The sequence below is a fragment of the Streptomyces sp. URMC 127 genome (genome assembly GCF_051386535.1).
Classification (GTDB): Bacteria; Actinomycetota; Actinomycetes; order Streptomycetales; family Streptomycetaceae; genus Streptomyces.
On sequence record NZ_JBPQTW010000001.1, the window covers coordinates 85,010 to 111,406 of the forward strand.

At 72.5% G+C, this 26,397-nt stretch carries 21 protein-coding genes; 10 read left to right on the plus strand and 11 right to left on the minus strand.

The window, feature by feature from the left end; all coding sequences use genetic code 11:
• Positions 1–524 precede the first annotated feature (524 nt).
• From ACSNOH_RS00435 to ACSNOH_RS00450, 4 genes are all read right to left on the minus strand, one after another.
• Positions 525–3,467, minus strand: a complete 2,943-nt coding sequence (locus ACSNOH_RS00435) for a BTAD domain-containing putative transcriptional regulator (RefSeq protein WP_436719094.1) — start codon at positions 3,465–3,467, stop codon at positions 525–527.
• 49 nt (positions 3,468–3,516) lie between these two features.
• Positions 3,517–5,664, minus strand: a complete 2,148-nt coding sequence (locus tag ACSNOH_RS00440) for a BTAD domain-containing putative transcriptional regulator (RefSeq protein WP_436719095.1) — start codon at positions 5,662–5,664, stop codon at positions 3,517–3,519.
• Positions 5,665–5,876: 212 nt separating this feature from the next.
• Positions 5,877–7,067, minus strand: coding sequence for a cytochrome P450 (locus ACSNOH_RS00445; protein ID WP_436719096.1), 1,191 nt, complete (start codon positions 7,065–7,067; stop codon positions 5,877–5,879).
• 253 nt (positions 7,068–7,320) lie between these two features.
• Positions 7,321–8,247, minus strand: coding sequence for a LysR family transcriptional regulator (locus tag ACSNOH_RS00450; protein ID WP_436719097.1), 927 nt, complete (start codon positions 8,245–8,247; stop codon positions 7,321–7,323).
• 70 nt (positions 8,248–8,317) lie between these two features.
• Here ACSNOH_RS00450 and ACSNOH_RS00455 point away from each other — a divergent pair, with 70 nt between their 5' ends.
• Positions 8,318–9,085: an SDR family oxidoreductase gene (locus ACSNOH_RS00455; RefSeq protein ID WP_436719098.1), complete on the plus strand. Its 768-nt coding sequence runs from the start codon at positions 8,318–8,320 to the stop codon at positions 9,083–9,085.
• Positions 9,086–9,154: 69 nt separating this feature from the next.
• Here ACSNOH_RS00455 and ACSNOH_RS00460 read toward each other — a convergent pair whose 3' ends face one another.
• On the minus strand, positions 9,155–10,006 hold the full coding sequence (locus ACSNOH_RS00460) for an ATP-grasp domain-containing protein (RefSeq protein ID WP_436719099.1): 852 nt from the start codon (positions 10,004–10,006) through the stop codon (positions 9,155–9,157).
• 38 nt (positions 10,007–10,044) lie between these two features.
• Here ACSNOH_RS00460 and ACSNOH_RS00465 point away from each other — a divergent pair, with 38 nt between their 5' ends.
• Positions 10,045–10,512 (plus strand): spore-associated protein A, encoded by a 468-nt coding sequence (locus ACSNOH_RS00465; protein WP_436719100.1) that lies wholly within the window; start codon positions 10,045–10,047, stop codon positions 10,510–10,512.
• 196 nt (positions 10,513–10,708) lie between these two features.
• On the opposite strand, the gene ACSNOH_RS00470 is transcribed toward ACSNOH_RS00465, so the two are convergent.
• Positions 10,709–11,221 (minus strand): NUDIX domain-containing protein, encoded by a 513-nt coding sequence (locus tag ACSNOH_RS00470; RefSeq protein WP_436719101.1) that lies wholly within the window; start codon positions 11,219–11,221, stop codon positions 10,709–10,711.
• 400 nt (positions 11,222–11,621) lie between these two features.
• Between ACSNOH_RS00470 and ACSNOH_RS00475 the strand changes: the two genes are divergently transcribed.
• Entirely contained in the window at positions 11,622–12,077 is a 456-nt protein-coding gene (locus tag ACSNOH_RS00475) for a 4Fe-4S single cluster domain-containing protein (RefSeq protein WP_436719102.1), read from the plus strand.
• Between the two features lie 51 nt (positions 12,078–12,128).
• The gene (locus tag ACSNOH_RS00480; RefSeq protein WP_436719103.1) at positions 12,129–12,386 is read left to right on the plus strand and encodes a hypothetical protein; all 258 of its coding nucleotides are present in this window, start codon (positions 12,129–12,131) and stop codon (positions 12,384–12,386) included.
• Between the two features lie 114 nt (positions 12,387–12,500).
• Here ACSNOH_RS00480 and ACSNOH_RS00485 read toward each other — a convergent pair whose 3' ends face one another.
• Together ACSNOH_RS00485 and ACSNOH_RS00490 are read right to left on the minus strand one after the other, a co-directional pair.
• Complete coding sequence (locus ACSNOH_RS00485) at positions 12,501–12,932, minus strand: glutaredoxin domain-containing protein (protein WP_436719104.1); 432 nt, start codon at positions 12,930–12,932, stop codon at positions 12,501–12,503.
• A gap of 97 nt (positions 12,933–13,029) precedes the next feature.
• Positions 13,030–13,398 carry a hypothetical protein gene (locus tag ACSNOH_RS00490; RefSeq protein WP_436719105.1) on the minus strand — a complete coding sequence of 123 codons (369 nt, stop codon included), beginning with the start codon at positions 13,396–13,398 and terminating at the stop codon, positions 13,030–13,032.
• A 101-nt stretch (positions 13,399–13,499) separates the two neighbouring features.
• On the opposite strand from ACSNOH_RS00490, the gene sigJ reads away from it, so the two are divergent.
• The 5 genes from sigJ (at position 13,500) to ACSNOH_RS00515 (ending at position 20,596) form a co-directional block, all read left to right on the plus strand.
• Positions 13,500–14,426 carry an RNA polymerase sigma factor SigJ gene (gene sigJ / locus ACSNOH_RS00495; RefSeq protein ID WP_436719106.1) on the plus strand — a complete coding sequence of 309 codons (927 nt, stop codon included), beginning with the start codon at positions 13,500–13,502 and terminating at the stop codon, positions 14,424–14,426.
• Between the two features lie 121 nt (positions 14,427–14,547).
• A complete protein-coding gene (locus ACSNOH_RS00500) occupies positions 14,548–17,853 on the plus strand; it encodes an AAA family ATPase (RefSeq protein ID WP_436719108.1) in 3,306 nt (1,101 codons plus the stop codon).
• 196 nt (positions 17,854–18,049) lie between these two features.
• On the plus strand, positions 18,050–18,973 hold the full coding sequence (locus ACSNOH_RS00505; protein WP_436719110.1) for an alpha/beta fold hydrolase: 924 nt from the start codon (positions 18,050–18,052) through the stop codon (positions 18,971–18,973).
• A gap of 182 nt (positions 18,974–19,155) precedes the next feature.
• Positions 19,156–19,800 carry a DNA alkylation repair protein gene (locus ACSNOH_RS00510; protein ID WP_436719170.1) on the plus strand — a complete coding sequence of 215 codons (645 nt, stop codon included), beginning with the start codon at positions 19,156–19,158 and terminating at the stop codon, positions 19,798–19,800.
• Positions 19,801–20,104: 304 nt separating this feature from the next.
• Entirely contained in the window at positions 20,105–20,596 is a 492-nt protein-coding gene (locus tag ACSNOH_RS00515; RefSeq protein WP_436719111.1) for a PepSY domain-containing protein, read from the plus strand.
• A 112-nt stretch (positions 20,597–20,708) separates the two neighbouring features.
• Here the strand turns inward: ACSNOH_RS00515 and ACSNOH_RS00520 are convergent, their stop codons facing one another.
• From ACSNOH_RS00520 to ACSNOH_RS00530, 3 genes are all read right to left on the minus strand, one after another.
• Positions 20,709–24,674, minus strand: coding sequence for an nSTAND1 domain-containing NTPase (locus ACSNOH_RS00520; RefSeq protein ID WP_436719112.1), 3,966 nt, complete (start codon positions 24,672–24,674; stop codon positions 20,709–20,711).
• Between the two features lie 3 nt (positions 24,675–24,677).
• The gene (locus ACSNOH_RS00525) at positions 24,678–25,091 is read right to left on the minus strand and encodes a hypothetical protein (protein WP_436719113.1); all 414 of its coding nucleotides are present in this window, start codon (positions 25,089–25,091) and stop codon (positions 24,678–24,680) included.
• Between the two features lie 162 nt (positions 25,092–25,253).
• Positions 25,254–25,841: a PadR family transcriptional regulator gene (locus ACSNOH_RS00530; RefSeq protein WP_436719114.1), complete on the minus strand. Its 588-nt coding sequence runs from the start codon at positions 25,839–25,841 to the stop codon at positions 25,254–25,256.
• 121 nt (positions 25,842–25,962) lie between these two features.
• On the opposite strand from ACSNOH_RS00530, the gene ACSNOH_RS00535 reads away from it, so the two are divergent.
• Complete coding sequence (locus tag ACSNOH_RS00535) at positions 25,963–26,391, plus strand: nuclear transport factor 2 family protein (RefSeq protein WP_436719115.1); 429 nt, start codon at positions 25,963–25,965, stop codon at positions 26,389–26,391.
• The last annotated feature ends 6 nt before the right edge of the window (positions 26,392–26,397 follow it).

Sequence of the window (26,397 nt, forward strand, 5' to 3'; positions counted from 1 at the left end):
TGGAAAGTCAGGCTGTTCGGGACCGGGGCGAGCCAGGGGGCTCGCGGAGCCCGGTGTTCTGCGTGAGCACCTCGCGCCCGGTGTCCGGGAAGCTCATGGGTGACCTTTCCAGGGGGTGGTAGTCGGTTCGGCGCCGGCCGGGGCGTCGTGGGTGGGACACGCAGGTCCTCGACGGCGCGGAAGCCGTAGCAACCGGCCATCGGGGCGGGCCCCTGGGCACCGCTGGGCGCCGGGCAGAAGACCGCACCACCGTACGGTCGATCATTGAGGTACTGGTCTCGGGGGAACGGGGCCGTAGGGCGGGCTCGATGAGCGTGTCACCGCCGGATCCGCGTTCGATCAACCACGCGTCAACGGATTGCATCAACGGATTGCGTCAACGGACTGCCGGCAGGCCTGTGACGTCATCGCGCGGGCATGAAAAAACCGGCGCCCGCCGAGGTCTCGGCGGGCGCCGGTGCTCCAGCTCCGGTGGTCCGGCTCTGGTGTTCCGGCTACGTCGGTCAGCCGGTCTGCTGCAGCGGTCAGCCGGTCTGCTGCAGCCGAGCCGCGATCTCACGGGCCTCCGGCATCCCCAGCCGGTCGAACAGGGCGTGCGCCTCCCGGTAGTGGAAGGCCGCCTGGCTCGTCCGGCCGCGTGCCGCGCATGCGTGGCCGAGCTGGGCCAGGGCCCGGCCCAGCAGGTAGCCGCCGCCGTACTGCTCGGCGCTCTCCCTGGCCTCCTGGGCGCACGCGGCGGCCTCCTCGGGCCGGCCCAGGAGGTTGTGGGCCTCGGCGAGCAGGCTCAGCCCCAGGGACTCGCGGAAGCGGGAGCCGGTGGCGCGCCAGAGTTCCAGGCTGCGGGTGAGACGGTCCAGCGCCTCGTCCGGACGGCCCAGCCACAGGCAGATCTGGCCCAGCACGCGCAACGCCTGGGCCTGTCCCTCGCGGTCGCCGGAGGCCTCGGTGACCGCGACCGCGGCCCGGCCCGACTCCAGCGCGGCCTCCGGCGACCCGGTCGCCAGCTGGGCGAGGCCCAGGAAGCCACGGACGTACGCGACGCAGCCGGGGCTCTGCGCCGCCTCGGCCAGCGGCAGGGCCTCGGTGAGGTGCTCCAGCGCGCCCGGGAAGTCGTGCAGGCCCAGGGCGGCGCCCGCGAGGACGGCGAGGGTGAGCGCGAGCAGCGTCGAGTGTCCCTCGCGGCGGCAGATGCCGGCCGTAACCTGGAAGTGCCGCATGGCCGCGGCCAGGTCGAAGCGCTGGGCGTGGGCGCCGCCCAGCATGTAGTGCGCGACGGCCTCGGCGCCTGTTTCGCCGGAGCGTTCGGCCGCCTCCAGGACGGCCCGCGCCGCCCGCTCCAGGCCGTGCGGCTGGTCGGCGTGGCGGCCCAGCGGGTCGGAGGCCAGCAGCAGCTCGGCGGCGATCGCGACCGGGATGCGGGGATGGCGCGCGGCCTGCTCCGTCAGGGAGAGGAGCGCGGAGAGCTCGTCGAGCAGCCACGTCGTGGCGGCGTCCTGCGTGGCGAAGCGGCCCCGTACGGAAGACACCTGAGTGAGGGTGAGGGGGAAGGCGTCACCCGCCGTGGCGGCGCGGTAGGCGGCGCGGGCGAGGACGAGGTAGGCCTCCAGGAGCCGCAGCAGCGCACCGTCGCGCTCACCGGCGGGTATCTCCTCGGCCGCGGTCTTGCGCGCGTACAGGCGCAGCAGGTCGTGGTAGCGGTAGCGGCCCGGGCCCACGGACTCCAGCAGGCTCAGGTCGACCAGGGCCTCGCACAGGTCCTCGGCCTGCCGCTCGGTGCGGTCGAGCAGGACCGCCGCGGACGCGCGGCTCACTTCGGGGACGTCGGGCAGGGCGAGCAGCCGGAACGCCCGCAGCTGCTCGGCGTCCAGCAGGCCGGTGCCCAGCCGGAAGGTGGTCTCGACGTCGTCGGTGTCGCCCGACAGCTCGGCGAGGCGCAGCCGCTCGTCGGCGAGCGCCCGCGCGGTCTGCGCGACGGAGGCCGCGGGCCGCGCCACCAGCCGCGCCGCGACGATGCGGATCGCCAGCGGCAGCCGCCCGCAGTTGTCGAGGAGCTGCCGGGCGGCTTCCTCCTCGGCCCGCACGCGCCGCTCGCCGACGAGCCGGACGAGCAGTGCCCACGCCTCGTGCCCGGCCAGCTCCCGCAGGTCGACCAGGGTGGCGCCGGGCAGCCCCGCCAGCCGCGTGCGGCTGGTGACCAGCACGCCGCAGCCCGCACCGCCCGGCAGCAGGTCGCGCACCTGGTCCAGGTCGCGGGCGTTGTCCAGGACCACGAACACCCGGCGATCCGCCATCAGCGAGCGGTACAGCGCAGCCCGCTCGGCCGGCAGCGCGGGGACGCGCCCGGGAACCACGCCCAGGGCCCGCAGGAAGTCGCCCAGCACCCGGGCCGGTTCGGCGGGCGCGGCGTCGGTGCCCCGCAGGTCGACGAACAGCTGCCCGTCGGGGAACCGCGCGCGCAGGCTGTGCGCCACGTGCACCGCAAGAGCGGTCTTCCCGACGCCGCCCATGCCGCTCACGGCGCTGACGGCCACGACCCGGCCGCGATCCAGCGCGCTGCGCAGCTGCTCGACGGCGTCCTCGCGCCCGGTGAAGTCGGCCGTCCCCGGCGGCAGGCGCAGGGCCGCAACGCCCCCGGCCGCCGGGGCGGACGCATTGACCGCGGCCCCGGCCAGGACACGCCGGTGGACCCGCTCCAGCGCGTGACCGGGCACCGCCCCGCGGGCCCGCAGCGCGCGAGCGGCCCGGGCGTGCACCTCCAGCGCCTCTGCCTGCCGGCCCGCTTCGTACAGGGCGGTCATCAGCAGCTCCTGCGTCCGCTCCCGCGACGGGTGTTCCTCCGCCAGGGCACGCAGCGCGTCGATCGCCGCGGCGTGCCCGCCCAGGGCGAGTTCCGCCTCCCAGCGTGCCTCGACGGCGCGGAGGCGCCGTTCGGCGAGCCGGGCCCGCTGGGCGTCGGCGTACGGGCCGGGTACGCCCGCCAAGGGCTCGCCCCGCCACAGCCGCAGCGCCGCGTCCAGCAAGGCGCGCGCCTCCTGCGGCCGGTCGGCGGAGCGCGCCCGCCCGGCCGCGTCCGTCAGCCGGTCGAACTCCGCGAGGTCCAGGGCGCCCGGCTCCAGGCGCAGCGCGTACCCCTCGTCGTGGGAGACCAGCACCCGGGCCGGGGTGCGCGCAGCACGTCCGGGCTCCAGCAGCCCGCGCAGGCTGGACACGTGGCTGCGCAGCGCGCCGACAGCGCGCGAGGGCGCGGCGTCGCCCCACACGTCTTCGACGAGCGCCGCCGTGGATCCGCGCCGCCCTTGCCGCAGCAGCAGGGCGGCCAGCACGGCAGCGCGCAGCGGCGGCCGGATGTCCGTCTCGGTGCCGTCGACGACCGCCTGTACGGGGCCCAGGATGCGGAAGGACAGCCGGGGACGAGGGGTAGGGGCATCGGTGGCATCGGGATAGGGGGAATACGGGGAAGAGGGCACGTTGCACTCCGGGCTGGGGGTGGGTGGCGCGGTACGGGTGGCTCTTTGGCTACGAAGCGCAGGCCGTGCACGAGGCCTGGTCGGAGGGCCCTGACGCGCGGGAGGGCGTCGCGCCCGGCATCGCCTCGTACCGGGAGCCGTCCCGCGCGTTGGCGCGGGCGGTGGCACGCGCGTACGCCGCCGCCCTGAGTCGGCGGCTCCGCAGGATGTGCGCCGCCGTGCCGGGCGGGGCGGTGAACGGCACGGCGGCGTCATGCTGCTGTACGGAACGCTGCTGTATGGACCCTTGCGGTCCGGAACGCTGCTGGACGGACCCTTGCGGTACCGAACGCTGCTGTACGGCACCTCGCGGTCCGGAACCGGCTGTTGTCCGCACGCCGGTGTCAGGGCCGGCGCACGTGCGCGCGAACTCGGCCAGCAAGCTGTGGAACCGGTACCAGCCCGGCGCGGGTGACTCCAGCAGGCTGATGTCCACCAGCGACTCGCACAGCTCTTCGGCGCCGTGCGGCGGCCTGCCGAGGGAGGCCGCGACGTCGGCGGCCCGGAAGGCGGCGTCCGGCCTGTCCGCCGGGGGCAGCAACCGGAAGGCCCGCCGCAGCGGCGCGGGCAGCCGCTCGTACTCCCGGCGGAAGACACCTTCCACGGAGAGGCCCGCGACCCTGAGCTCGGCCAGCCGTCCCTCTCCCTCCGCCATCCGCTCCACGAGCGAGGCGACGGTCCACGAGGGACGGGTGGCCAGACGTACGGCCGTGATGCGCACGGCGAGCGGCAGGAAGCCGCACGCCTCCACGAGCCGGGCGCACTCCGCCGGCTCGGCGGCGGCCCGTTCCGGGCCGATCACCTGCCCGAGCAGGGTGAGCGCCTCGTCGGGCGCCATGACGTCGAGGTGGACGAACCGGGCGCCGTACAGCCAGGTCGGTTTGACGCCGCTGGTGACGAGGAAGGCGCTGGAAGGCGTGCCCGGCAACAGGGGGCGGACCTGGTCCTCGCCGGCGGCGTTGTCGAGGACGACGAGCATGCGCCGGTCCGCCAACCGGGCACGGAAGAGGAGGGCACGCTCGGCGGTCCCGGCAGGGATGCCGGCATCGGCGACGCCGAGCGCGCGCAGGAACGACCCGAGTGCTGTGCCCGGGGCGACGGGGTGCCCGCACGGGCGCCGGAGGTCCGCGTACAGCTGCCCGTGCGGGAAGCTCGCCCGCATCCGGTGCGCGGCGTGCAGGGCCAGCGCGCTCTTGCCGATGCCGCCCAGACCGGACACGGCCACGACGGTGGCCGCCGACCCCGGGGGAGCGGCGAGCAGCTCGCACACGTTGCGCACCGCACCGGTGCGGCCCGTGAAGTCCGGAATGTCGCCCGGGAGCTGGGCGGGGCAGGGGAAGCCGTCCGGCTCCCTGCCCTTCCGCTCGGCGGCGGCCGGATACGGCGAAGCGAGGGCGCCGCCGGCGGCGATGTCGCGGGCGAGGGCGGAGAGCTCGGGCCCGGGATCGAGCCCGAACTCCTCGGCCAGCGCACGGCGGATGCGCGCGTACGCCGCCTGCGCCTCGTCCGGCCGTCCGCACAGCACCAGTGCCCGCATGAGCAGCGCGTGCAGGGGCTCCCGCAGCGGGTGGCGTTCCGCGAGCGCCAGCAGTTCGCCCAGCACGGCTGCGTGCCGGCCGAGTTCCACGTCGAGGGCGAGCCGGTTCTCCAGTGCGGCCAGCCTGCGCTCGGCGAGCCGTGCCCGCTGCGCCTCGATGCCGGGCCCGGACAGCCCGCGCAAGGGCTCCTCGCCCCACAGGGCGAGGGCGGAGCCGAGCAGGTCGCGGGCTTCGGCCGGGCGGCCGGCTATTCGTTCGCCCTCCGCAGCGGCGACGAAGGTCTCGAACTCGCCCACATCGATCGCGCTCCGGGGCACGCGTACCGCGTAGCCGTCGAAGACGGAGACGAGGAGGCCAGGAGCCGAGCCGGCGTCCCGCCCGGGCTCCAGGAGCTTGCGTAACCGCGACACGTACGTGCGCAGGGTTCCCACGGCCCGCGGCGGCGAGTCCTCGCCCCACACCTCGGCCACCAGCGCTGCCGCCGTCACCGGCTCGCCCTGCCGGAGCAACAGCAGCGCGAGCAGGGTCCGCTGCTGCCGAGGCCCGAGACCGAGCTCGCGGTCGCCGCGCCATGCCCGCAGCTGACCCAGCACGGAGAAACGCACGGTGTCGGCGGTCATTGCTCTCGTCCCTGTCCCCCCGGGTTCCCCCGGATGCAGCGTCCGGATGCCTTCCCGGATACGGCTGTCCCCCTGGTCCCCGGTACAGCTACGGCACGGTCGTCACGGTCACGCGATGACTGCTGCCTCTCTTACGCGTCTTGCTCGCTTATGAATATCATCAAAAAATCCGCTACTCCGGTCGGGCGGGATCGCGCGGGACGGGACCGAGGTCATACGTCCCAGGTGACCGGAAGGCTCTTGACCCCGTAGATGTCCGCGGTCTCCGGGCGCAGGGCAACCTCTTCCGCCGGCACGGCCAGACGCAGTGCGGGGAAGCGGTTGATCAGCGCGGGGAACGCGACGCGCATCTCGATGCGGGCCAGTTGCTGCCCCAGGCACTGGTGGACGCCGTGGCCGAAGGCCAGGTGACCGCCGTGCTGCCGCCGGAGGTCGAGTACGTGGGGGTCGGGGAAGCGTTCGGGGTCGCGGTTGGCGGTATTGGACGACAGGACGACCGTCGTGCCGGCCTCGATGGTCCGGCCGCCCAGCTCGACATCCTCCAGCGCCGTCCTCATGGACGTCTTGGCGACGGTGAGATACCGCAGCAGTTCTTCCACGGCCTGGTCGGTGAGCTCGGGTTCGGCGCGCAGGGCGGCCAGTTGGTCCGGGTGCTGCAGAAGGGCGAAGGTGCCCAGTGCCAGCATGTTCGCGGTGGTGTCGAGCCCGGCCACCAGCAGGATCAGGCTGATTCCTTGCAGTTCCTCGTCCGTCAGATCGCTGTCGGTGAGGTCGCTGAGCACGTCGTCGGTGGGGTTCGCGCGCTTGGCGGCCACGAGCTGCGCGAGGTAGTCCTGGGTCGCGGTGTAGGCCGCTATCAGCTCCTCTTCGCTCGTCTCCCCGCCGAGGAAGGAGTCGATGTTCTCCTGGAAGAACCCGCGCTCCTCGTACGGCACGCCCAGCAGCTCACAGATGATGATGGTGGGGATGGGCTTGGCGAACGCGGTCACCAGGTCCGCCGGCGGCCCGGCCTTCTCCATGGCGTCCAGGCAGTCGGTGGTGATCTGCTCGATGCGCTCGGTGAGTTGCCGCATGCGCCGCACGGTGAACTTGCCCGCCAGCGGCTTGCGGTAGCGGCGGTGCTGCGGATCGTCCATGAGCAGGAACTCGCCGGGCGGCGCCGGAGGAACCTCGAAGTCACCCACGTTCAGGAGCTCCTTGCGCGCGCTGAACCGCGGGTCGGCCAGGACCGACCGGACCAGGTCGTACCCGGTGACCAGCCAGCCGGGCCTCCCGCCGGGGTGGATGAAGCGGCTGACGGAACCGTGCCGGTGGGCGTCGATCAGCTCTGCCGGCGGGTCGAAGGGGCAGCCCGGCTGACGCGTCGTCGGCAGGGCCGTGACGGTGTGGATGGATTCAGGCATGGCTGTTCCTCATCTCGCGATAGTACGTGTTTGACGAACACGAAAGCTACGTTGCGTTCATGAATACGTCAATCATCTGAGAGGTGTTCTCCCTGGTGAGAGCTATGGAATTGATGCAATGGCGTAGAGATTGAACGCAACGATACGTTGCAATGGATTGAAGTGAAGGCAATGCTGACGGCATGCCAGGAGGGCGATGAAGGAGTCGGTCGATTCCGGACGCGCCCTCCCTGACGGGCGGGTGGAAAGGTGCTCAGCGACAATCCGAACAGACGTTGGTCGGGCCGTCATGCCGCCGCACGACGTTCTCCGCCGCGTCGGCGAAGGCGCGGACACGGGACGTCTCGGTGCACGCGCGCCAGACCAGGCCGTACTCCAGCGGTGGCGCGTCACAGAAGGGCACGTAGCTGACGTTGGGGCGGGCGTAGTAGCGGGCTTCGTGAGCGGCGGTCGGATGGATGCCGCGGCCGGCGCCGACGAGCGTGAGGAGCTCCTGGCGGGTGGCCGCCTCCTGGCCGCGCTCGACGGGTCGTCCGGCGGGCGTGGTGGGCGGGATCAGATGGTCGAGCCAGTACGCGGGGAGGGCGCCCGAGAGGGTCAGGACCTTGTCGGTGGCGAGATCCTCGTACGCGGCCCAGGAGCGGCCGGCGAGCGGGTGCCGGGTGGAGACGGCCAGGACACGGGTGTCGGAGATGAGGACGGGCCCGGTGCGCAAGTCGTCTTCCATGACGGGGAATTGTGCGAGGACGAGATCGAGGGTGCCGTCGCGGAGGGGGCCTAGGGGATCGGAGAGCGCCGTCTCGTGGAGCAGGACCTCGCCCGCCGCCGGATGTTGCTCGCGGTACGCGGTGGCGGCGGCCATCACCAGCTCGCCCGCCAGCGGGCTGGTGAAGCCCACCCTCAGCGGTTCGGCCATGCCCCGCCCCGCGGCGACGGCCCGGGCCACGCCAGCCTCGATCATCTCGTAGGCGGGGCGCACGTCGTCCCGCAGCCGTTCGCCGACCGGTGTCAGGGAGACGCGCCTGCTCGTCCTGTCGAAGAGGGCGGTGCCTATGCGCCGTTCCAACTGCTTGATGGTCTGGCTGACCCTCGCCTGCGAGACGTGCAGCCGTTCCGCTGTGCGGCCGAAGTGCAGCTCGTCGCAGAGCGTGAGGAAGATCTGAAGGTCTCGTCGTTCCATAACCTGCAGGTTATCGATCGTTTCGCGAACGGCCGTTGTTCAACTGATCACCTCGGCTGATGCTGGAGGCATGAACACGCACCCGGCACACTTCCCGCACTCCCCGCGCTTCCCGTACTTCGCACAGCCCCTCGCCATCGTCACCGGAGCCGGCTCCGGCATCGGCGCCGCCACTGCCCGCGCACTGTCCGGGGAAGGCCACCCGCTGCTGCTCCTGGGCCGCAACACCGCACGCCTGGAGGCACTGGGGCTGCCGGACACCATGGTCAAGTCCGTCGACGTCACCGACGGCGCCGCGCTGGCGGACGCCGTCCGGGAGGCCGAAGCCCTCTACGGACCGGCTGACTTGCTGGTCAACAACGCCGGCGTGATGCTGCTCGGGTCGGTGGACCGGCAGCCCGTGGACGAGTGGGACCGGATGCTCGACGTGAACGTGCGGGGACTGCTCAACGGCGTGCGGGCCGTGCTGCCCGGCATGATCGAGCGCCGTCACGGCACGGTGATCAACGTCAGCTCGGTGGCCGGCCGCAAGTCGTACGCCCACCACACGGTCTACAGCGGCACCAAGTTCGCGGTGCACGGCATGTCCGAAAGCCTCCGGGAGGAGGTCTCCCCGCACGGCGTCCGCGTCGTCACCATCGCCCCCGGTGCCGTCGAGACGGAACTGCTGTCCCACACGACGGACGAGGCCGTCAAGACCGACTACCAGGCGTTCAAGGACTCGGTAGAGATCCTCACCCCGGAGGACGTAGCCTCCGCGATCACCTACGCATACCGGCTGCCCCAGCGCGTCACCCTGCGGGAACTGGTCGTCGCCGCCACGGGACAGGCTGCCTGAGCGCGTAGGGGCCGGAGCGGCAGGGTGCAGCCGTCCTCGGCGGACTCCTCCAGTTCTCGGCTGACTCGCTCATGAGTCCTTGAGGTGACGGCAGAAACCGCGGTCCCGGGCAGCCAGCCGTGACCGTGGGCCGGCCGCTCGCAGCACCACGTCGAGGACTCGATCAGGATCCGATGCGTAGCAGTTGGCGAACCACGGCATGTTGGCCTCGACTACAGCCCAGCCGTGGGCGTCACCGCCGGATGCCGACAGCAGACCCACGTCGAGGACGGCCGCGCTGGGCAGCGTATGGCTGTGCGCGGCCAGCAGGTTGCTTGCGAACTCTCGGACGACTTCCTCGTCAGGATGGCCGCGCAGCGGAGCCGCGTCCAAGCGCCCGAATGTCGCGTACTGACTGCCTGTACGGCATTCACCGTCCAGCACAAAGAGGCGGAATTCTCTGGCCCACGTGACGACATCGCTGATCTGAACCGGTGTGTCCGGCGGCAGGTCCGATGTGCGGGGCAGTGTGCTGCCGTCGGTGTGGACTGCGGCCGGAAAGCTTTTGTCGCTCGGTGGCTTCACGAAGGCCGGTCGGGTCAGGCGTCGCGCCTCGCTCAAGGTTGAGGACACGACGTTCCGCAGGGTGTACTCGTGGGGCAGGGCCGTCAGCCAGTCGTCTGCCGGCTCCAGCAGGGCGATTTCGAGTTCGTCGGCGATTCCGGCGGCGAACAGCGGCCCGCCGAAGTAATGGCCGCCTGTGCGTCCCCCGCGGACCCCGGAGCCGCCGGACCCTCTACTGGGCCAACGGCCAGGGGAGCCGCCCGATTGACGTGGTGGCCGGTTTTGGGTTGTGAGGGTGAAGGGGCGTGCAACTTCTTTGGGATGCGGGGTGTCTGTGTGGGTACGGAGACGGCCGTCCCGCGTACCTCCATCAACCATCAACCGCCAAGCACCTTGTGACTTCTACGGGAGGAACAGTGAAGCGTGCTGTACGTACCCGCGTTGCGGGCGCTGTGCTGGTCGCCGCCACCACCGTCACCGCGGTCGTGGCCGGCACCGGAACGTCCACCGCCGCTCCGGCTCGCGCCGCCGCCACGTACAACAAGGAGTGCGGCACCGGATACGCGCAGGTCAACCAGATCCCGATCCCCGGCCGCGGGGCGGTCTTCCTGGCCTACAACGCGGCCACCGGCAAGAACTGCGTGGTCACCAAGCGGAACGCCTCGACCGGCTCGCGGCTGTGGGTGGGCTCCTGGCTTCAGCGCAACCAAGAGCTGAAGTCGAAGCAGGAACAGTACGGCTTCTACACCTCGTACTCGGGGCCGGTCTACCTGGACGCCAAGGGGAAGTGCGTCGACTGGGGCGGCGAGATCGACGGCTACGTCGTGGCACGGTACAAGACAAACTGCGGCACCCTGGCTCAGGCCGGGCAGCAGAACCGCTGACCCGGGGGCCGAGACGGGTGGGCGGAGCGGCGGGCGGCCGGACGTGCAGCCCCGCCTGTCGCTCCGCTCCACGCTTCTGAGCGCGGGTCTAGCATGCGCCCGGCGGTCGCTGCGCGCGGCGCAGCGGTGTTGCCGGGGCTCCCTGCTCCTCGCGGGCGGCTTCGGCACGCCGGGAGCACGCCGGTGGTTCGGGGCGTCATTCGATGTCTCCGGCGTAGAACGCGTGCGCCGTTCCCGCCGCGGCCTCGGCGGCGAGACCGGGGAGCAGCCGTTGGAGGAACGGCGGGATCATCGGCAGGTCGGCGACCTTGTCGAGGGGGACCCATTCGACGCCGGTCTGTGCGTCGTCGTGGTTGGTGCCGCCGAGCGTTCCGGGTTCGTGGAGGATCTCGCACCAGAAGACGGCCTCGACGCGGTGGTGACCGGGCCTCGGGCGAATGCCGCTCTGCGGGTGGTTGCCGGCGATGCGTTCGCGCAGGAGAAGCATCTGAACCGCGGTGACACGGACGCCGGTTTCTTCGAGGACTTCGCGCTCGGCGCAGGCGGCCAGCGTCTCGCCGGGCTCCTGGCCTCCGCCGGGGAGCCAGTAGCTCTCCGAGTCGGGGTCGGGCCAGGTCCCGCGGACCAGGAGCACGTGTCCGTCGCGGACGACGAGGCCTGAGGCGGCGTTGCGGAGGTAGAAGCCGTCGGCGGGCTGCTGGGTCGTCATCATCCGTACGGTAGTCGTACCGGCCCGCCGCCGTCGGGTGATTTCGGGGATTGTCCCGGTCCGGCGGCTACATCTACACCCACAGAGGAACTCAGCGGTCGGCTCTGTCCGTGGTGCATGCGTAATCAAGTGGGGCTCCAGCGTCGACGGCCCGACGCGAAAGCCGGGTTCAACGAGCAATTGCCGCTATGCGGATTGGAAAGCGGGAATCCGGATTGCAGCGGCGTCGACGGCAGGCGTGAAGCCGATTTGAGGGGCGTGCAGCATTCCGTTCCGCGCCCCTTGACCACCCTTCTGCCCGGGTGGATTCTGAGGAGCCCGAAAAACGCTCGTCCGAACGAGCCGGGGCTCATGTACGGGGGATTCAGTGAGCAGCGTACGAGAAACGGTCGATTCCGCTGTGCCGCGACGGCACGCGCCCGCGCACAGCCCGGCGGCGAACGCCCCGCCCCCGGTCGGTGCGCCGCTCAGCGTCGCGGCGACCTGGGTCGGCACCACCGCCCTCGGGCCCGGCTGGCGGTCCGTCGTCTGGGTCCAGGGCTGCCCCTTCAGCTGCCCCGGCTGCATGTCCCCGGACTGGATCCCCGCCACGCCCGCCCGCACGGCCACCCCCGCCGCACTGTGCGCGGAGCTCCTCGCCGACCCGGCGGTCGACGGCCTCACCTTCTCTGGCGGCGAACCCATGCAGCAGGCCGGCGGGCTGGCGGAGGTGGCGCGCCTCGCGCGGCGGGCCCGCCCCGGGCTCTCCGTCGTCTGCTTCACCGGACACCGGTTGGAGCGGCTCCGGTCGCACCCGCCGTCGCCGGGCGTGCCCCGGCTCCTCGCCGAGGTGGACGTCCTCGTCGACGGCCCGTAAGTACAGGCCCGCGACGACGGCCGGGGCCTGCGCGGCAGCGCCAACCAGCGGGTGCACCACCTCACCGGCCGCCTCTCCGGCAGCGGATACGACTTCGAGAACCGGCACCGCACCGCCGAGATCGCCGTCGGCGGCCCCGAGGCCTTCCTCATCGGCGTCCCGCCTCCGGACCTCCTCGCGGTCTTCGACGCCGCCGTCGACCGTTCCGGCCGGTCCGACCGTTCAGTCCCGTCCGGCCGTTCAACCCCGTCCGACCGTTCAGTCCGGCCCGACCGTTCCGGCCGGTTCCCGGGTCCGGGCATCTCATGAGCGCCAGGAAACGCATTCAGGTCGACGAGTCTGAATCACCGCTGCGCGCCGCCTCTTGGGCGCGAGGACGCCCATCTCCGCCTGCCGCGCGGCGCGCTGCCGATGGCGCGGCCGTCAGGAGGAGAGCTGTGAGCGCACCCATTCCGGGTCGGGGTTGACGTGCGGGCGGCCCGCCAGCACGACGGTCGGTACGGTCTCGTCGCCCTGGTTGGCCGCCCTCACCGCAGCCGCCCCGGCCGGGTCGCGCCAGATGTCGACCCAGTGCAGCCGACGGGCGTTGCGGCCCAAGCGGATCCGCAGCCGCAAGCAGTACTTGCAGCCCGATCGCCAGTAGACGATCGGGCGCCCGTCGACCGCGCTGCGGTCCTGCGCCTCCTCCGCACCGATCGACCGCGGGAACGCCAGTGGCGAGTGCAGTCCTGCGAGCAGGACGAACAACACCAGCACGGGAACGGCCATGCCGGGCATGCCCCAGACGGCCGACGCGGCGGCAACGAGCGCGCCGCACACCACGAGCAGCGTCGGTAGGGCCCAGGAGCGTGTCACGGGAGTACAGGGTAGTGGCGGTGGCGCAGCTCGGGGTGATCGACGGTTCGTCTGCGCACCCCGTCGGCTTCGGTCGGCGCCTGCCCGTTGCCGGAGTTCAGCGCCGGATCAGCGCCAGCATGCTCAGGGCGAACATCAGGACGCCCAGGGGCACATGGACCGATGGGACGTGCGCGATGCCCAGCACGACCTGGACCGAGGCGAGCACGAGGAACCCTGAAGCGTGCCAGATGGGACGGGGCGAGCCGCCGCCCGGCTTCCAGGCCAGGACTGCCGCGAGCAGATACAGCATCGATGCCCCGTACATCACCCGGGCTCCGGCACTGTGCAGCGTCTCTCCGTAGGACGAGGTCAGCAGCAGTCCGGCGGAGACCGCCTGAAGGAAGATGGTCAACGTCTGCAGGGCGATTGCGATCCGCAGGAAAGCGGAATTGCGTTGTGCCTTCGCCGTCACCTGAGTGGCCATGTCACAGTCCCCTTTTCCGCCCTCGGGCAGGAGCTCGATAAGGTCTCACCAGACCGACGACGCGGGCCTGCAAAAGGTAAGGCGAGGGGGCGGCCGGACGCATGGGGACTGCCGGGACCAGCACGGACGAGACAGCCGGCGAGCGACGCCGGCTGATCAATGTGGCTTACCGGTTGCTCGGTTCGGTGACCGAGGCCGAGGACGCCGTACAGGACGCGTACGCACGCTGGTACGCGCTGCCGCCGAGCCGGCAGGAGGAGATCCTGTCTCCCGGCGCCTGGCTGACGACGGTGACCGGTCGCATCTGCCTGGACCTGCTCGGTTCGGCGCGGGCCCGCCGTGAACGCTATGTCGGGGCGTGGCTGCCCGAGCCGCTGCCGGACCGCGCCGAGTGGGACCGCGAGGGCAGAATCCAGCCCACCGGTCCTGCGGATCCCGCCGACCAGATCGTCCTGGACGAGTCGGTGAGCATGGCCTTCCTCGTCGTCCTGGAGTCGATGACGCCCGCCGAGCGGGTCGCGTTCGTCCTGCACGACGTCTTCCGCTACCCGTTCGCCGAGATCGCCGGCGTTCTCGACAGGACGCCCGCGGCCTGCAAGCAGCTGGCGTCCTCCGCCCGGCGGCGGGTGAGCGCCGCGCGCGCCCCGGCGGCGGTGACCGGCCAGGCCGACGTGGTCAGGCGCGTCAAAGAGGCGTGGGAGACCAAGGACGTCGCAGCCCTCGTCGGTCTCCTCAACCCGGCCGCCGTGATGACCGCCGACGGCGGCGGCATGGTCGGCACCGTCCTGCGCCCGGTCGAAGGCGGCGCGCGCATCGCCCAGTACATGGTCGCCATCGCCGACAAGGCTCCGGGGCTCGAACTCCTGGAGCGGTCGGTCAACGGTGTGCCGGGCCTGGTGGCCCGGCGTGCCGGCGTCGTCATGACCGTGGCCTCGTTCGACGTCTCGGACGGGCGCGTCGCCCGGATCTGGGCGGTCCGCAACCCGGAGAAACTGCGGCCGTGGCGGGGGAGGACCGACCGCGACTAGGCCCTGCGCACCGCTCCGACCAGCGGGAACGGCCGGCAGCGGGCTTGATCGGAACGGGTACAGTCGCCCTGTCGGAGGGCGGGCGGAGGGCCGTGCCCCGGCGGTGACGGGGGAAACGGGAATGACGGTCGGCCGGATATCCGGGCGTGAGGGCGAACTCGGCGCGCTGGAGCGGTTCCTGGAGGACGTACGCTCCGGCGCCGGCCGCTCCCTGGTGGTGCGCGGCGAGCCCGGGGCCGGGAAGTCCGTGCTCCTGCGGCACGCCGCCGGACGGGCGGCGCCCGCGCGCGTCCTGACGGCGACCGGTGCCGAACCGGAGTCGGGGATGGCCTTCGCCGCCCTGCACCAGCTGCTGCGCCCGGTCGCCGGACTGGCCGACGCACTGCCCGGCGCCCAGCGCGACGCGGTCCGCGCCGCGCTGGGGCTGGCCGAACCGACGGCCGCTCAGGACGGGTTCCTCGTCTCGGCGGGTGTGCTGTCGCTTCTGGCGGAGGCGGCGTCCGACGGGGGCCTGGTGTGCGTCGTCGATGACTTCCAGTGGGTGGACCAGGCCTCCGCCGACGCCTTGCTCTTCGCCGCCCGCCGCTTCGGCCCGGGTGACGGCGTGGGGCTGCTGATCGGCACTCGCGACGGCGACCGGGCCCGGCAGGCGCTCGGCGCATTGCCCTCGCTGGAGCTGGGCGGCCTGGACGCCCAGAGCGCTCGGGACGTGCTCGCGGAGCGCGCCGCCGCCGACCCGGCACCGGAGGTTGTCGAGACCATCATGACTGCCACCGGCGGCAACCCCCTCGCCCTGCGCGAGACCGCCGGCCTGCTGACCGTCGATCAGCTGACGGGCCGAGCGCCGCTGCCGGACCCGCTGCCGGTGGGAGAGGGCGTCGCTGCCGTCTACGGCGAACGGATCGCCCGTCTGCCCGAGGACACCCGGCTTGTGCTGCTCGCCGCCGCGCTGGAGGGGCGGGGCGACGCCCGGCTGATCCGCGCCGCCGCCGCACGGCTGGGCGCCGGCCCCGGCGCGCTGGACGCGGCCGAGGCGGCCGGCATCGTGGAGATCCGGCCGCCCCACGTCCGCTTCCTGCACCCGCTGATCCGCGCGGCCGCCCACGCGGGCGCGGCGCCGGCGGCCCGCCGCGCGGTCCATCGCCTGCTCGCCGGCCTCCTGGCGGAGGACGGCGACCACGACCGCGCGGCCCGGCACCACGCCGAGGCCGCGACCGGCCCCGACGAGGACGTCGCGGCCGGCCTCGCCGCCGTCGGCGAACGCGCCCGCGACCGGGGCGGCTACGCCGACGCCGCCGGTCTCCTCGCCCGGGCCGCCGCCCTCACCCCCGACCCGGCGGTCCGTGCCCGCCGGCTGACGGACACGGCCACCGCCGCGTGGCTCGGCGGCCGCCCGGGCCGGGCCCACTCGGCCCTCGCCGCGGCCCGCGACCTCGCCCGCGAGCCCCTCCTGCGCGCCGAGATCGCACGGCTCGACGCCAGGTTCGAACTGTCCTCGGGCAATGCGGCCGAGGCCCTGCGGACACTGCTCTCGGCCGCGGAGGCGGCCGGGGCAGCCGGGGTATCCGGGGCGGCTGGGGCCGGTGACCCGGAGGAGCACGGCCGCGCGACCCGGCGGATCGTGCTCGCCCTGCTCGCCGACGCCGCTGAGGCCGCCTCCGCCGTCGGGGACACCGAGGCCGCCGTCCGCATCGGCCGCCGGGCGGCCGCGGTGACGGCTCCGCCGGGGGAGCGGGAGGACACCGGCGACGTGTTCCTGCGCGACATCCTGACCGGCATGGGCGCCCTGTACGACGGGGACGCCGACCGCGGCACACACCTGCTGCGCAGGGCGCTGACCGCTCTCACGGACGGAGACGCCGGAGACGAGAACGCCGGCGGCGGGGACGCCGATCGCGATGGCATCGGCTTTGAAGGCGCTGGTTTCGGAGGCGCCGACGGTGGTGGCACCGGTTTCGATGGCACCGGTTTCGGAGGCGCTGGCTTCGAAGGTGCCGGACGCGGAGACACCGGCTACGGAGCCGCCGACCGCGGAGACACCGGCTACCAAGACACCGGCCACGAAGAACCAGGCCACACCCACACGTCCGGCACCGGCCTCGTGCACGACGGCCCGACCTACAGCGGGCCGGGCCACGAGAGGCCCGGTCATGACAGGTCCGGTCACGGCGGCCCCGGTCACGGCGGCCCCGGTCACGACAGACCCGGTCACGGCGGCCCCGGCCTCGGCGGGTCCGGTCAGGGTGGCTCGGGTCACGACGGTCACGGTCACGACGGCCCCTGCCACGACGCCTTCGCTTCTGCCAGGCGGCTCACCCGCCACGGCTCCGCCGCAGAAAGCCCCGCCGCGCGGTTGCTGTGGGCGGCTGCCGCCGCCAGTCTGCTCGGGGAGCGGGACGCCGCCGCTCGATTCGGCGCCCGGGCCGGCCGCGTCGCCCGCGTCTCCGGCATGGTGGGCACGCTGCCCGTCGTCCTGGAGAACGCCGCCACGGCCGAGCGCATGAACAGCGGCTTCGCGCTCAGCGCCGCGCTGTCCGAGGAAGGACTGGCCCTCGCCCGGGAGACCGGCCTCGACAACTCCGTGGCCGCCCACCTCGCCAACCTCGCCGTCTGCGCGGCCGTCCGCGGCCAGGAGGACGAGTGCCGGGCCCGCGCCCAGGAGGCGCTGGCCATCGCCATCCCGCACCGCCTGGGCCTGCGCGCGGGCGTGGCCTCGTACGCGCTCGGCCTGCTGGACCTGGGCCTCGGCCGCTTCGACCGGGCCCACGAGCGCCTCACCGCCCTCGCGTCCGCCGGGCCCGGTGCCGGTCACCACCTCGTGGTGTGGGGGTCGGCCGCGGACCGGGTGGAGGCGGCCGTCGCCGCCGGGGACCACGCCGCGGCGCGCGCCGCCACGGAATTCCTCGGGCAGTGGTCCGCCGACGAGGCCTCGCCCCGCGCGCGGGCGCTGGTGGCTCGCTGCCGGGCCCTGATCGCCGACGACGCCGAGGCGCCCGCGCTGCTCAGGACGGCGCTCGAACTCCTCGCCGCCGACGGCGACCAGGATGCCACCGCGTACGACCGTGCCCGCACCGAGCTGCTCCTGGGCGAACGGCTGCGCCGTGACCGCCGTACCGGCGAAGCACGGCCCCACCTGCGGCAGGCGGCCGAGGCGTTCCACCGTATGGGCGCGGTGCCGTGGGAGCGCCGCGCGCAAGGGGAACTGCGCGCGGCCGGGGAGACGGCAGCCCCGGACGGTCCCGCGGCGCTCGACCTGCTCACCGCGCAGGAGCTGCGCATCGCCCGGCTCGTCGCCGAGGGCGTGAGCAACCGGGACGTCGCGGCCCGCCTGTTCCTCAGCCCGCGCACCGTCGAGTACCACCTGTACAAGGTGTATCCGAAGCTCGGCATCAGCTCGCGCACGGAGCTGGCACGCCTACTGCGGTGACGGCACCAGGGGCATCACCAGTTGAGCCCGGTGGAGCACCAGTGGAGCACCAGTAGTCCTACGGATGGCACCGGTGATCCCGCCCGGCAGAGTTGTCCTCGTTCGCGGCACAAGCGGACGGAAAACAAACGGACCGGAGAACGGGGACGGTATGGCGGCGATGCAGGCGAAGGCACGGAAGACCGGGGAGACGGCAGTGACGGGAGGACACATGGTGGAGGTCAACGGCATCGAGCTGTGGACGGAGGAGTTCGGCAACCCCGGGCACCCGCCGGTGCTGCTCATCGCCGGCTCGATGGCCCAGGGCCTGCTGTGGCCCGACGAGTTCGTGGGACGCATCGCGGGAGCCGGATACCGGGTCGTGCGCTACGACCACCGGGACGTGGGACGATCCACCGCCCGCGACTTCCAGGAGCACCCGTACACCTGGGCCGATCTGAAGGACGACGCGCTCGGCCTGATGGACGCCCTGGGACTCGCCTCGGCCCACATCGTGGGCCACTCGGCGGGCGGGCTGATCGCGCAGTGGATCGCGGCCGACCACCCGGACCGCGTCCGCAGCCTCACGGTGATCGGTTCCTCGCCCCTGGGTGCCCGCGAGGGGCAGGTGCTCGTACGGGCCCTCATGGGCGAGCCGCAGCCGGAGGGCGCCCTGCCCGAGCCGGAGCCGGAGTTCCTCGCCTTCCTGCGGAACGCCGCCGCCGGTCCGCCGCCGGCCACCCGGGCCGAGGCCGTCGACTTCCAGGTGGAGATGGCGCGTGTCCTCCACGGCCGGGAGGCCGCGGCCCACTTCGACGAGGACGCCCAGCGCCGTCTGGAGGAGCGGCTCCACGACCGTATGCGCGACCCGCGGACCGCGGCCAACCACCGCCTCGCCGGAATGGCCGGCCCCGAGGTCGAGCCGGTGGGCGCCCTCGGCCGGGTGACCGCTCCGACGCTCGTCGTCGAGGGGACGGCCGAGCCGGTCAAGCCCGGCCACGGCCGGCTCATCGCGCAGGAGATCGCCGGAGCCCGGCTGATGATGGTCCCCGGAATGGGGCACAACGTCACCCCGAACGTGGCGGGGACGGTCGCGGACGCGCTCGTCGCCCACCTGGCGGCCGCCCCGGACGGTATATGAGTGGGGCGGGGAGCGGCGCGCCGGTAGTGATGGTGCTGAGCGAGGGCCCGTGACCGTACGCGGAGCTCGGGGCGCCGGGCTCCGGCATAGGGTGAATCCCCCACTTTGACGGCAGACGGAAGGAGGCCGAGGTGGCCGAGGTGGCCAAGCCGACACAGACCGAGGCGCAACTGGCCGAGGTGATGGCCGAGCTGGCCGCATTCGAGGACCCGAAGACACGTCGGGTGAACGAGAAGCACGGCGACGATCACGGTGTGAACCTGGGCAAGCTGCGCGCGCTCGCCAAGCGGCTGAAGACGCAGCAGGATCTCGCCTGCCGGCTGTGGGAGACCGGCGACAGCGCGGCGCGACTGCTGGCGACCCTGATCTGCCGCCCGAAGGCGTTCGAACGCGACACGCTGGACGCCATGCTGCGCGAGGCGCGCACACCCAAGGTGCACGACTGGCTCGTGAACTACGTGGTGAAGAAGAACCCCCACTGCGAAGAGCTGCGCCTGGCCTGGTCCGCCGATCGGGATCCCGTGGTCGCCAGTGCCGGCTGGGCGCTGACCACCGAACGGGTGACGAAGAGGCCCGAGGGCCTCGACCTCGCGGGACTGCTGGACACCATCGAGGCCGAGATGAAAGACGCCCCGGACCGCCTGCAGTGGGCCATGAACCACTGCCTGGCCCGGATCGGGATCGACCATCCTGAGCACCGCACCCGAGCGATCGGCATCGGCGAGCGCCTGCAGGTGCTCAGGGACTACCCGACGCCCCCGGGCTGCACGTCTCCGTACGCGCCTGTATGGATCTCCGAGATGGTGCGCCGACAGCACGACAAATAGCCGCCGACAGCCACGGCAAACAGCTGCGGACGTCTCAGCGGACGTCTCAAATGCCCGTGCCGGAGGGTGACAGAGCAACCTCACAGACATGCTGCGGGGCCTTCGGGGCAACAAGTGCGTCATGAACAACGATGTGCTGGGCGGTCGCCTGATCGGTACTCTCTGCGCGGTCACGGTTTCCGGGCTGCTCGTCTCCGGGTGCAGTGACGACGGCGGGAAAGGGAACGGAGGCACGGCAACCCCGTCCTCGCCGCCGGGTACCACCGCGACGGCGAGCGGTCCCGGTGCCTCGGCCACCGGTGGGATGACCGAGGACCAGAGGGAGCGGCAGGCCCTCGTGCCGTCGGCCAAGGTCGGCTACGACCAGGCCGCCGGTGCGGCCACGGCGGCCGTGCCGGGCAGCAAACTGGTGGCCGTGGAGCTGAAGCGGTCGGCCGGGGGCGGCCCGGAGTGGGAGACCGAGGTCGCCACGTCCGACGGCACGCCGCACACGGTCGTCGTCGACGGTGTCTCGGGGAAGGTGACGCGGTCGCAGGCCAAGACCGGCGAGGACGCCGACGACAAGCGCAAGCTCGCCGACCGGCTCTCCAAGGCCACCGTCACCTGGCAGGACGCCGCCTCGACCGCCACCGGTCGCAAGAAGGGAACCATCACCTCCCTCGACCTGGACACCAACGACAGCAAGACCCTGGTCTGGTCCGTCGACGTCGTGACCACCAACGACTGGAACAAGACGACGTACGACATCGACGCCGCCAACCGCAAGGTGCTCCGCGAACACGTCGACCGCGACTAAAGCGGTCCGAAGAGGTCTGAAGGGGGCCGAAGAGGTCTGAAGCGGTCCGCAGCGGTCCGCAGCGGTCCGCAGGCGTTCGTCGGGCAGGGGCCGGCCCGGTGAACACTCCTGATCAACAGGGCGCCGGGAAGGCTATAGCGGTGCTGACGTGGCGGCGCCACGCGTCAGCTGCCGGGCTGTTCCTCGTGACGGCACAGATCCGCTTGATGTCCTGGCCGGGATCCATGTTCCACAGCCTGATGACCTGGTCGCTCCCCGCACTGGCCAGAGTCCGGCCGTCCGGGCTGAACGCCAGCGCGGAGATGCCACCGGTGTGACCGTCGAGCGGCTCTCCCCGGGACACCGCCCGCCGGGGGTCGGAGACGTCCCACAGCCGGATGGCCTTGTCCTCGCTGACTGCCACGGTGCGGCCGTCCGGGCTGAAGACCACGTTGTCGGCCGGACCCTGATCACCGGTCAGCGTCGCCAGCGCCCTGGGCCGCTTCGGATCGGAGACATCACGCAGCCGTACCGCGTCTGCGCCGCTGCTGGCGAGCAAGCGCCCGTCCGGGCTGAAGGCCAGCCCTCCGACCGTCGAGGTGTGATCGCTCAGCGGATCTCCCAGGGGCGCGGCCTGGCTCCGTTCCGACACGTCCCACAGCCGCACCCGGGAGTCTCCGCCGGACGCGGCCAGAGTGTGCCCGTCCGGACTGAAGGCCAGGGCGGTGATGCCGCCGGTGAGGTCGATCAAGGGCTGTCCGAGGGGTGCCGGCCGGTCCGGGGCCGAGACGTCCCACAGGCGCAGCGAGCCCTTGCCGCTGCCGCCGCCGGGCTCGCGGCTGCCGGTGGCCAGGGTGCGGCCGTCCGGGCTGAAGCCGAGCGCGCAGACGTCGCTGTCATGGCCGGTCAGTCGTTTGAGAGCCTTGGGTCGTTTCGGGTCCGAGACGTCCCAGAGCAGGACCGTCCGGTCACCGCTGCCGGTAGCCGCAGTGCGTCCGCCGGGACTGAACTCCACAGCGCACACGCGGTCGGTGTGTACGGACGACGGCGGGCCCAGAGACGCGGGCCGCTCCGGGGCGGTGACGTTCCACCACTGCACAGACTTGTCGAAGTGACCGCTGGCCAGGGTGTGTCCGTTCGGGCTGAACGCCAGGGCGTAGGTGAGGTCGGGCACGGAATAGCCGAGCGTCCGGCCGGTCAGGGGACGGGCCGGCAGGCTCCAGAGCCGCATCGTCCTGCCCTTGTCGCCGGCGACCAGGGTGCGGCCGTCCGGAGTGAACGCGAGCGCTTGAATGCCGTTGGTGTGGCCGGCCAGTGGTGGGCCGAGGGCTGCCGGGGAGGTGCGGTCCGACAGGTTCCACAGGCGGATCGTGAGGTCACCGCATCCGGCGGCGAGCGTGCGGCCGTCCCGGCTGAACGCCAGTGACTCGACGCCGCGCGTCAGCCCGGTCACGGGCCGGCTGCCCAGGGCCTTGACCCGGCCCGGGTCGGACACGTCCCACACCCGTAGCGTCTGGTCCCTGCTTCCCGTGACCACCGTCTTCCCGTCCGGGCTCATCGCCAGGGCGCTCACCGCCTCGCTGTGGCCGGCCGGTGCGGCATCCAGGGCTTTGGGGTGCTTGAGGTCCGCGAGGTCCCACATCCTGAAGGACTTGGCCGCGGGGCTGGTCACCAGGCCGCGACCGTCCGGGGTGAACGCCAGGCGGTCGACGAATTCGGCGCCCTCGGCGGCCTGGCTCAGGAGCCGGGGGCCGGTGGGGTCGGACACGTCCCACAGGCGGAGGCCCGGATCGGTGACCGGCGCCACGCCGCTGCTGGGGTAGCTCCCCGTGGCCAGCGTCCGGCCGTCAGGACTGAAGGCCACGGCGCGTACGGAGCCCGCGGACTTGTCATAGCCCGGCAACGGCGATCCGAGAGGCTTGGGACGGGCCGGTTCCGCGACGTTCCACAACCGCACCGTCCGGTCGAACCCACCAGTGGCCAGCGTACGTCCGTCGGGACTGAACGCCAGCGCGCACACGGCGCTGCCGAACCCGGCCAGGGGCTCGCCCAGAGCCTTGGGACGGGTGGCGTCCGTCACGTCCCACAGCCTCACGGTGTAGTCGTCGCTGCCGGTGGCCAGGGTGCGGCCGTCCGGGCTGGCCGCCAGGCCGCAGATGCCGGCGCGGTGAGCGGCTACGGGCATGGACAGGGGAGCGTTCCCGGCGGTGACCAGACGCGAGTACGTGTCACCGCTCGGATGCAGACGGTGGGCGATCAGGGTGAACTGGGCCGCCAGGGACACGTCGGTGCTCCGCAGCCGGTCGGCGGTGGCGAGGACCTGGTTGTACAGCACGAGATCGCGCTGCCGCTCGGCTTCGTGCTGCTGGCTGCGGGCAGTGCCGCGCTGCTGGAACGCGGCCACCGCTCCGACCGTGGCCAGCAGGGCGAGCACGGCGAGAACGGCAGTGATGCCGGCCCGCACCCGGGCACCACGGCGCCGGGCGCGCGTGGCGGCCGACAGGAAATCCCGTGCGGTGGGGCCGGGTTCACCGGGCGGTGCGCCGGCCGCCCAGGACTCGGCGGCTTCCAGGCGGCTTCCCCCGTACAGCAAGGACGGGTCGTGCCCGCTGCGGCGCCACGCCTCCGCGGCGTCCTCCAGATGCTGGTGGACCAGCCGGCCGGCCCGGTCCTCGTCGATCCAGTCCCTCAGCAGGGGCCAGCTGTGCAGCAAGGATTCGTGGGTGATCTCTACGGAATCCAGCTGTGTGGTCAGCAGGCGTGCTTTCATGAACGCCTCCAGCACCCGCGCGGCCTGTCCGCCGTCGGCGCTGCTGCGGATCAGCTCGGTACGGGGAACCCTTCGCCGGGTGTCCTCCGTCTCGTCGCCGATCCTCACCAGGCGCAGGAAGACCGACCGTGCCGCGAGGCGATCGGTTTCGTCCAGAGCCCGGTACGCGTCATTGGCCGTGGTGGCAACGGCGTTCCGGATGCCACCGGTGTCCTGATAGCCCTGGACGGTCAGGGTGCGACCGCTGCGCTGCTGCCAGCAGGCTCGCAGGGCGTGGGCCAGGAGCGGCAGCCTGCCGGCCTCGTGGCCGCCGCTCCCGTCGGCGGGGGCGGGCCACGGGGTGCCCAGCTCGTACAGCAGCAGCTCCTCCAGGCCGGGCTCGATATCCAGGCCCACGTCCTGGGCGGGATAGCGGATCGCCTCGCGCAGCTCGGTCTCGGACATCGGCCCGACCACCAGCGGGGAGTCCTCCAGCGCGGCCCGCAACGGCGGGTGGTCGACGCACCCGGCGTAGAAGTCGGCCCGCAGGCCCAGGACGACCAGGGCGACGGGTGGCCCGCCGGTGCCGGCACCGGCCGCGGAGCTGTCCCGGCCGTCCGCGCTGCGGTTGACGCTGTCCCGGCCGTCCTCGACCCGGGTGACGCTGTCCGGGCCGTCCGTGACGCGCGCGAGCACCTCGACGAAGGCGCGCCGTTGCCGTTCGTCGGAGCAGAGCGTGAACAACTCCTCGAACTGGTCCACGACCAGCACGACCCGACTGCGTCCCCGGTACTGCCGGGCAAGCTTCGTCAGCACCTGGACCGGATCCGCGGCGAGGGCGGCGGCGACCTCTGCCGCCCTTCCACCGGTCAGCGCAGCGATCCCCCTGGCCAGCGCGCGCATGGGCTCGGCGGTGGGCGTGAGCACCAGCTTCGGCCAGTGGTCGGAATCCTCCAAGGCTCCCTGATCGAGGCGCGGAAGCAGCCCGGCGCGCAGCAGCGAGGTCTTCCCCGCGCCCGACGGAGCCACGACCATTTGCATGCCGCCGGTACGCAGACGCTGGTCGAGGCGCAAGATCAGCTCCGTGACGAGCCGGTCGCGCCCGAAGAACCACCGCTCGTGGTCGGGCCCGAACGCCGCCAGACCCGGGTACGGGCACTGCGGCATCGGGGCGCCGGGCTCCGTACGCTGACGCTGCCGGACGCCGTTGGTGTAGGTGATGAACACGTTCCCGCCGGCCATGACGACCGTGGCCCCCTCGGAGGCGTGGGCCTCCTGGCGGAGGCTCTCGCGGGTGCCTTCACGGGCACCGGGCTCCGGAGCCGCGTCCCCGCCCATGCCGGAGCTCACGGATCACTCCCCGGTGATGTGTACGTCCTGGCCGGCCTGGACAACCCTGCTGCCACCGGATGCGTGGGCGTTCATGGTGATCACCATGCCGTTCCCGGCCGGCCCCGGCTCCCACTCGGCAAGGATCCGCCGCAGCTCGGCGGCGAGCGAGGGGTCCGCGGCCAGCAGCCGGCGCAACCGGGACTGCCACTCGCCGACCAGCCCCTGCTCGGCGTCCGCATCCCCGGCCTGCCGCGCGGCCAGCACATCCGAGCGGGTCTCCTCAAGCTCCGCCTCGACCGTCCCGGCCCGCTCCGGATGCACACACCGCCACAGTGTGCCGAGCGCGACCTGTGCTCTTTGCCAGCCGGTGGTCGCCAGCTCTCCCACGACGGCGGTAGCCGCCGCCGAGGCCAATGCCGTCAACTCCGCATCCACGCCCGCCCCCTGACCCTCTGCTCTCCCGCCAGGCTTCGTGTATAGCGCTGCCTCTCGCAGGCCGCTACCCGATTGCGAGATCGCGACTTCCGGCGGAGCCGGCCCGGCCCGGCCACGGTCCGGCCGCGCTGCGCGACGCAGCGGCTGTCTGCGGATGAGGTGTCAGGGCCGGATACCGGACTGTGGCTGAGTACGGGCCTGCTGCCGCCGACGCAGGATCGCGATCGTGCGCTCGCACCAGTCGCGGTTGCCTTGTTCGAAGGCGAGGCCGCGTTGGCACGTCAAGTACGGGCCGATGCGGTCGCCGTGGTGAAGGAAGTCCTCCTCCGTACGGTCGCCGCGCATCGTGCGCAGCAGTTTGCCGAAGAGGTCGATCCGGGATCGGGCGAAGGCGGCGCGTTCGGTGAGTTGCGCGATCAGGGCGTCGGCGTCGACGTGGTCGGCGGCCTGGACCTTGACGAGCAGGTCGTCGCGGATGAAGGAAGGCTTCGCCGCGGCGATCGTGAACGCCTCGATCTCGGCCATCCCGGCGTGCGTCACGTGGAACAGGCGCTTGTTGGGGCGAGTCTCCTGGACGACCTCCCGGCCGGCGATGAGCCCGTCCTTCTCCAGCCGGGCCAGCTCGGCGTAGAGCTGCTGCGGCCGGGCGTGCCAGAAGTTCGCCACGCCGAGGCCGAACGCCTTGGCCAGCTCGTAGCCGCTGAGCTCACCGTCGAGCAGCGCCGCCAGCACGGCGTGCCGTAGCGCCATCGTGCGTCTCCTTGCTGTCGATTCCTTACTGTCGATGCCCCTGTCGGTGGAGGGACGTCCCATGGTAGTCATAACCATGACTAGTCATCTTCATGACTATAAGAGAGAGGCGAGCCGCACCATGACCACCGTCGATCGTTTCCGTGCCGCTGTCGACCAGCGCGACCTCGCGGCCCTGGACGACCTGTTCACCGAGGACGTCCGCCTCTACAGCCCGGTGAAGTTCACCCCCTTCGAGGGCAAGCCGATGGTGCTGGGTCTCTTCGGGGTCCTCCTGAGGACCTTCGAGGACTTCCACTACATCGGTGACTACACCGGCACCGCACAGACCAGCACCGACGGCATACCCGCGCCCTCGGCGGTGCTGCTGTTCCGCGCGAAGGCGGGCGGCAAGGAGATCCACGGCATCGACCTGCTGCACTTCGCCGACGACGGAAGGATCAAGGAGTTCACCGTCATGGTCCGGCCCCAGTCGGCCGTCCATGCCCTCGGGGAAGCGGTTTTGGCCGGGCTCGTCGAGGACGGGCTGGTGAAGGCCGAGGGACAGTAGGGACAG

Excerpts from the sequence above, each read along its gene's own strand:
- sigJ (WP_436719106.1), top strand. The coding sequence starts at position 13,500 with ATGGGGACTGCCGGGACCAGCACGGACGAGACAGCCGGCGAGCGACGC.
- ACSNOH_RS00450 (WP_436719097.1), bottom strand. The coding sequence starts at position 8,247 with ATGGAACGACGAGACCTTCAGATCTTCCTCACGCTCTGCGACGAGCTG.
- ACSNOH_RS00535 (WP_436719115.1), top strand. The coding sequence starts at position 25,963 with ATGACCACCGTCGATCGTTTCCGTGCCGCTGTCGACCAGCGCGACCTC.
- ACSNOH_RS00500 (WP_436719108.1), top strand. The coding sequence starts at position 14,548 with ATGACGGTCGGCCGGATATCCGGGCGTGAGGGCGAACTCGGCGCGCTG.
- ACSNOH_RS00460 (WP_436719099.1), bottom strand. The coding sequence starts at position 10,006 with ATGGTTGATGGAGGTACGCGGGACGGCCGTCTCCGTACCCACACAGAC.
- ACSNOH_RS00455 (WP_436719098.1), top strand. The coding sequence starts at position 8,318 with ATGAACACGCACCCGGCACACTTCCCGCACTCCCCGCGCTTCCCGTAC.
- ACSNOH_RS00445 (WP_436719096.1), bottom strand. The coding sequence starts at position 7,067 with ATGCCTGAATCCATCCACACCGTCACGGCCCTGCCGACGACGCGTCAG.
- ACSNOH_RS00510 (WP_436719170.1), top strand. The coding sequence starts at position 19,156 with ATGGCCGAGCTGGCCGCATTCGAGGACCCGAAGACACGTCGGGTGAAC.
- ACSNOH_RS00470 (WP_436719101.1), bottom strand. The coding sequence starts at position 11,221 with ATGACGACCCAGCAGCCCGCCGACGGCTTCTACCTCCGCAACGCCGCC.
- ACSNOH_RS00515 (WP_436719111.1), top strand. The coding sequence starts at position 20,105 with ATGACCGAGGACCAGAGGGAGCGGCAGGCCCTCGTGCCGTCGGCCAAG.
- ACSNOH_RS00440 (WP_436719095.1), bottom strand. The coding sequence starts at position 5,664 with ATGACCGCCGACACCGTGCGTTTCTCCGTGCTGGGTCAGCTGCGGGCA.
- ACSNOH_RS00530 (WP_436719114.1), bottom strand. The coding sequence starts at position 25,841 with ATGGCGCTACGGCACGCCGTGCTGGCGGCGCTGCTCGACGGTGAGCTC.
- ACSNOH_RS00490 (WP_436719105.1), bottom strand. The coding sequence starts at position 13,398 with ATGGCCACTCAGGTGACGGCGAAGGCACAACGCAATTCCGCTTTCCTG.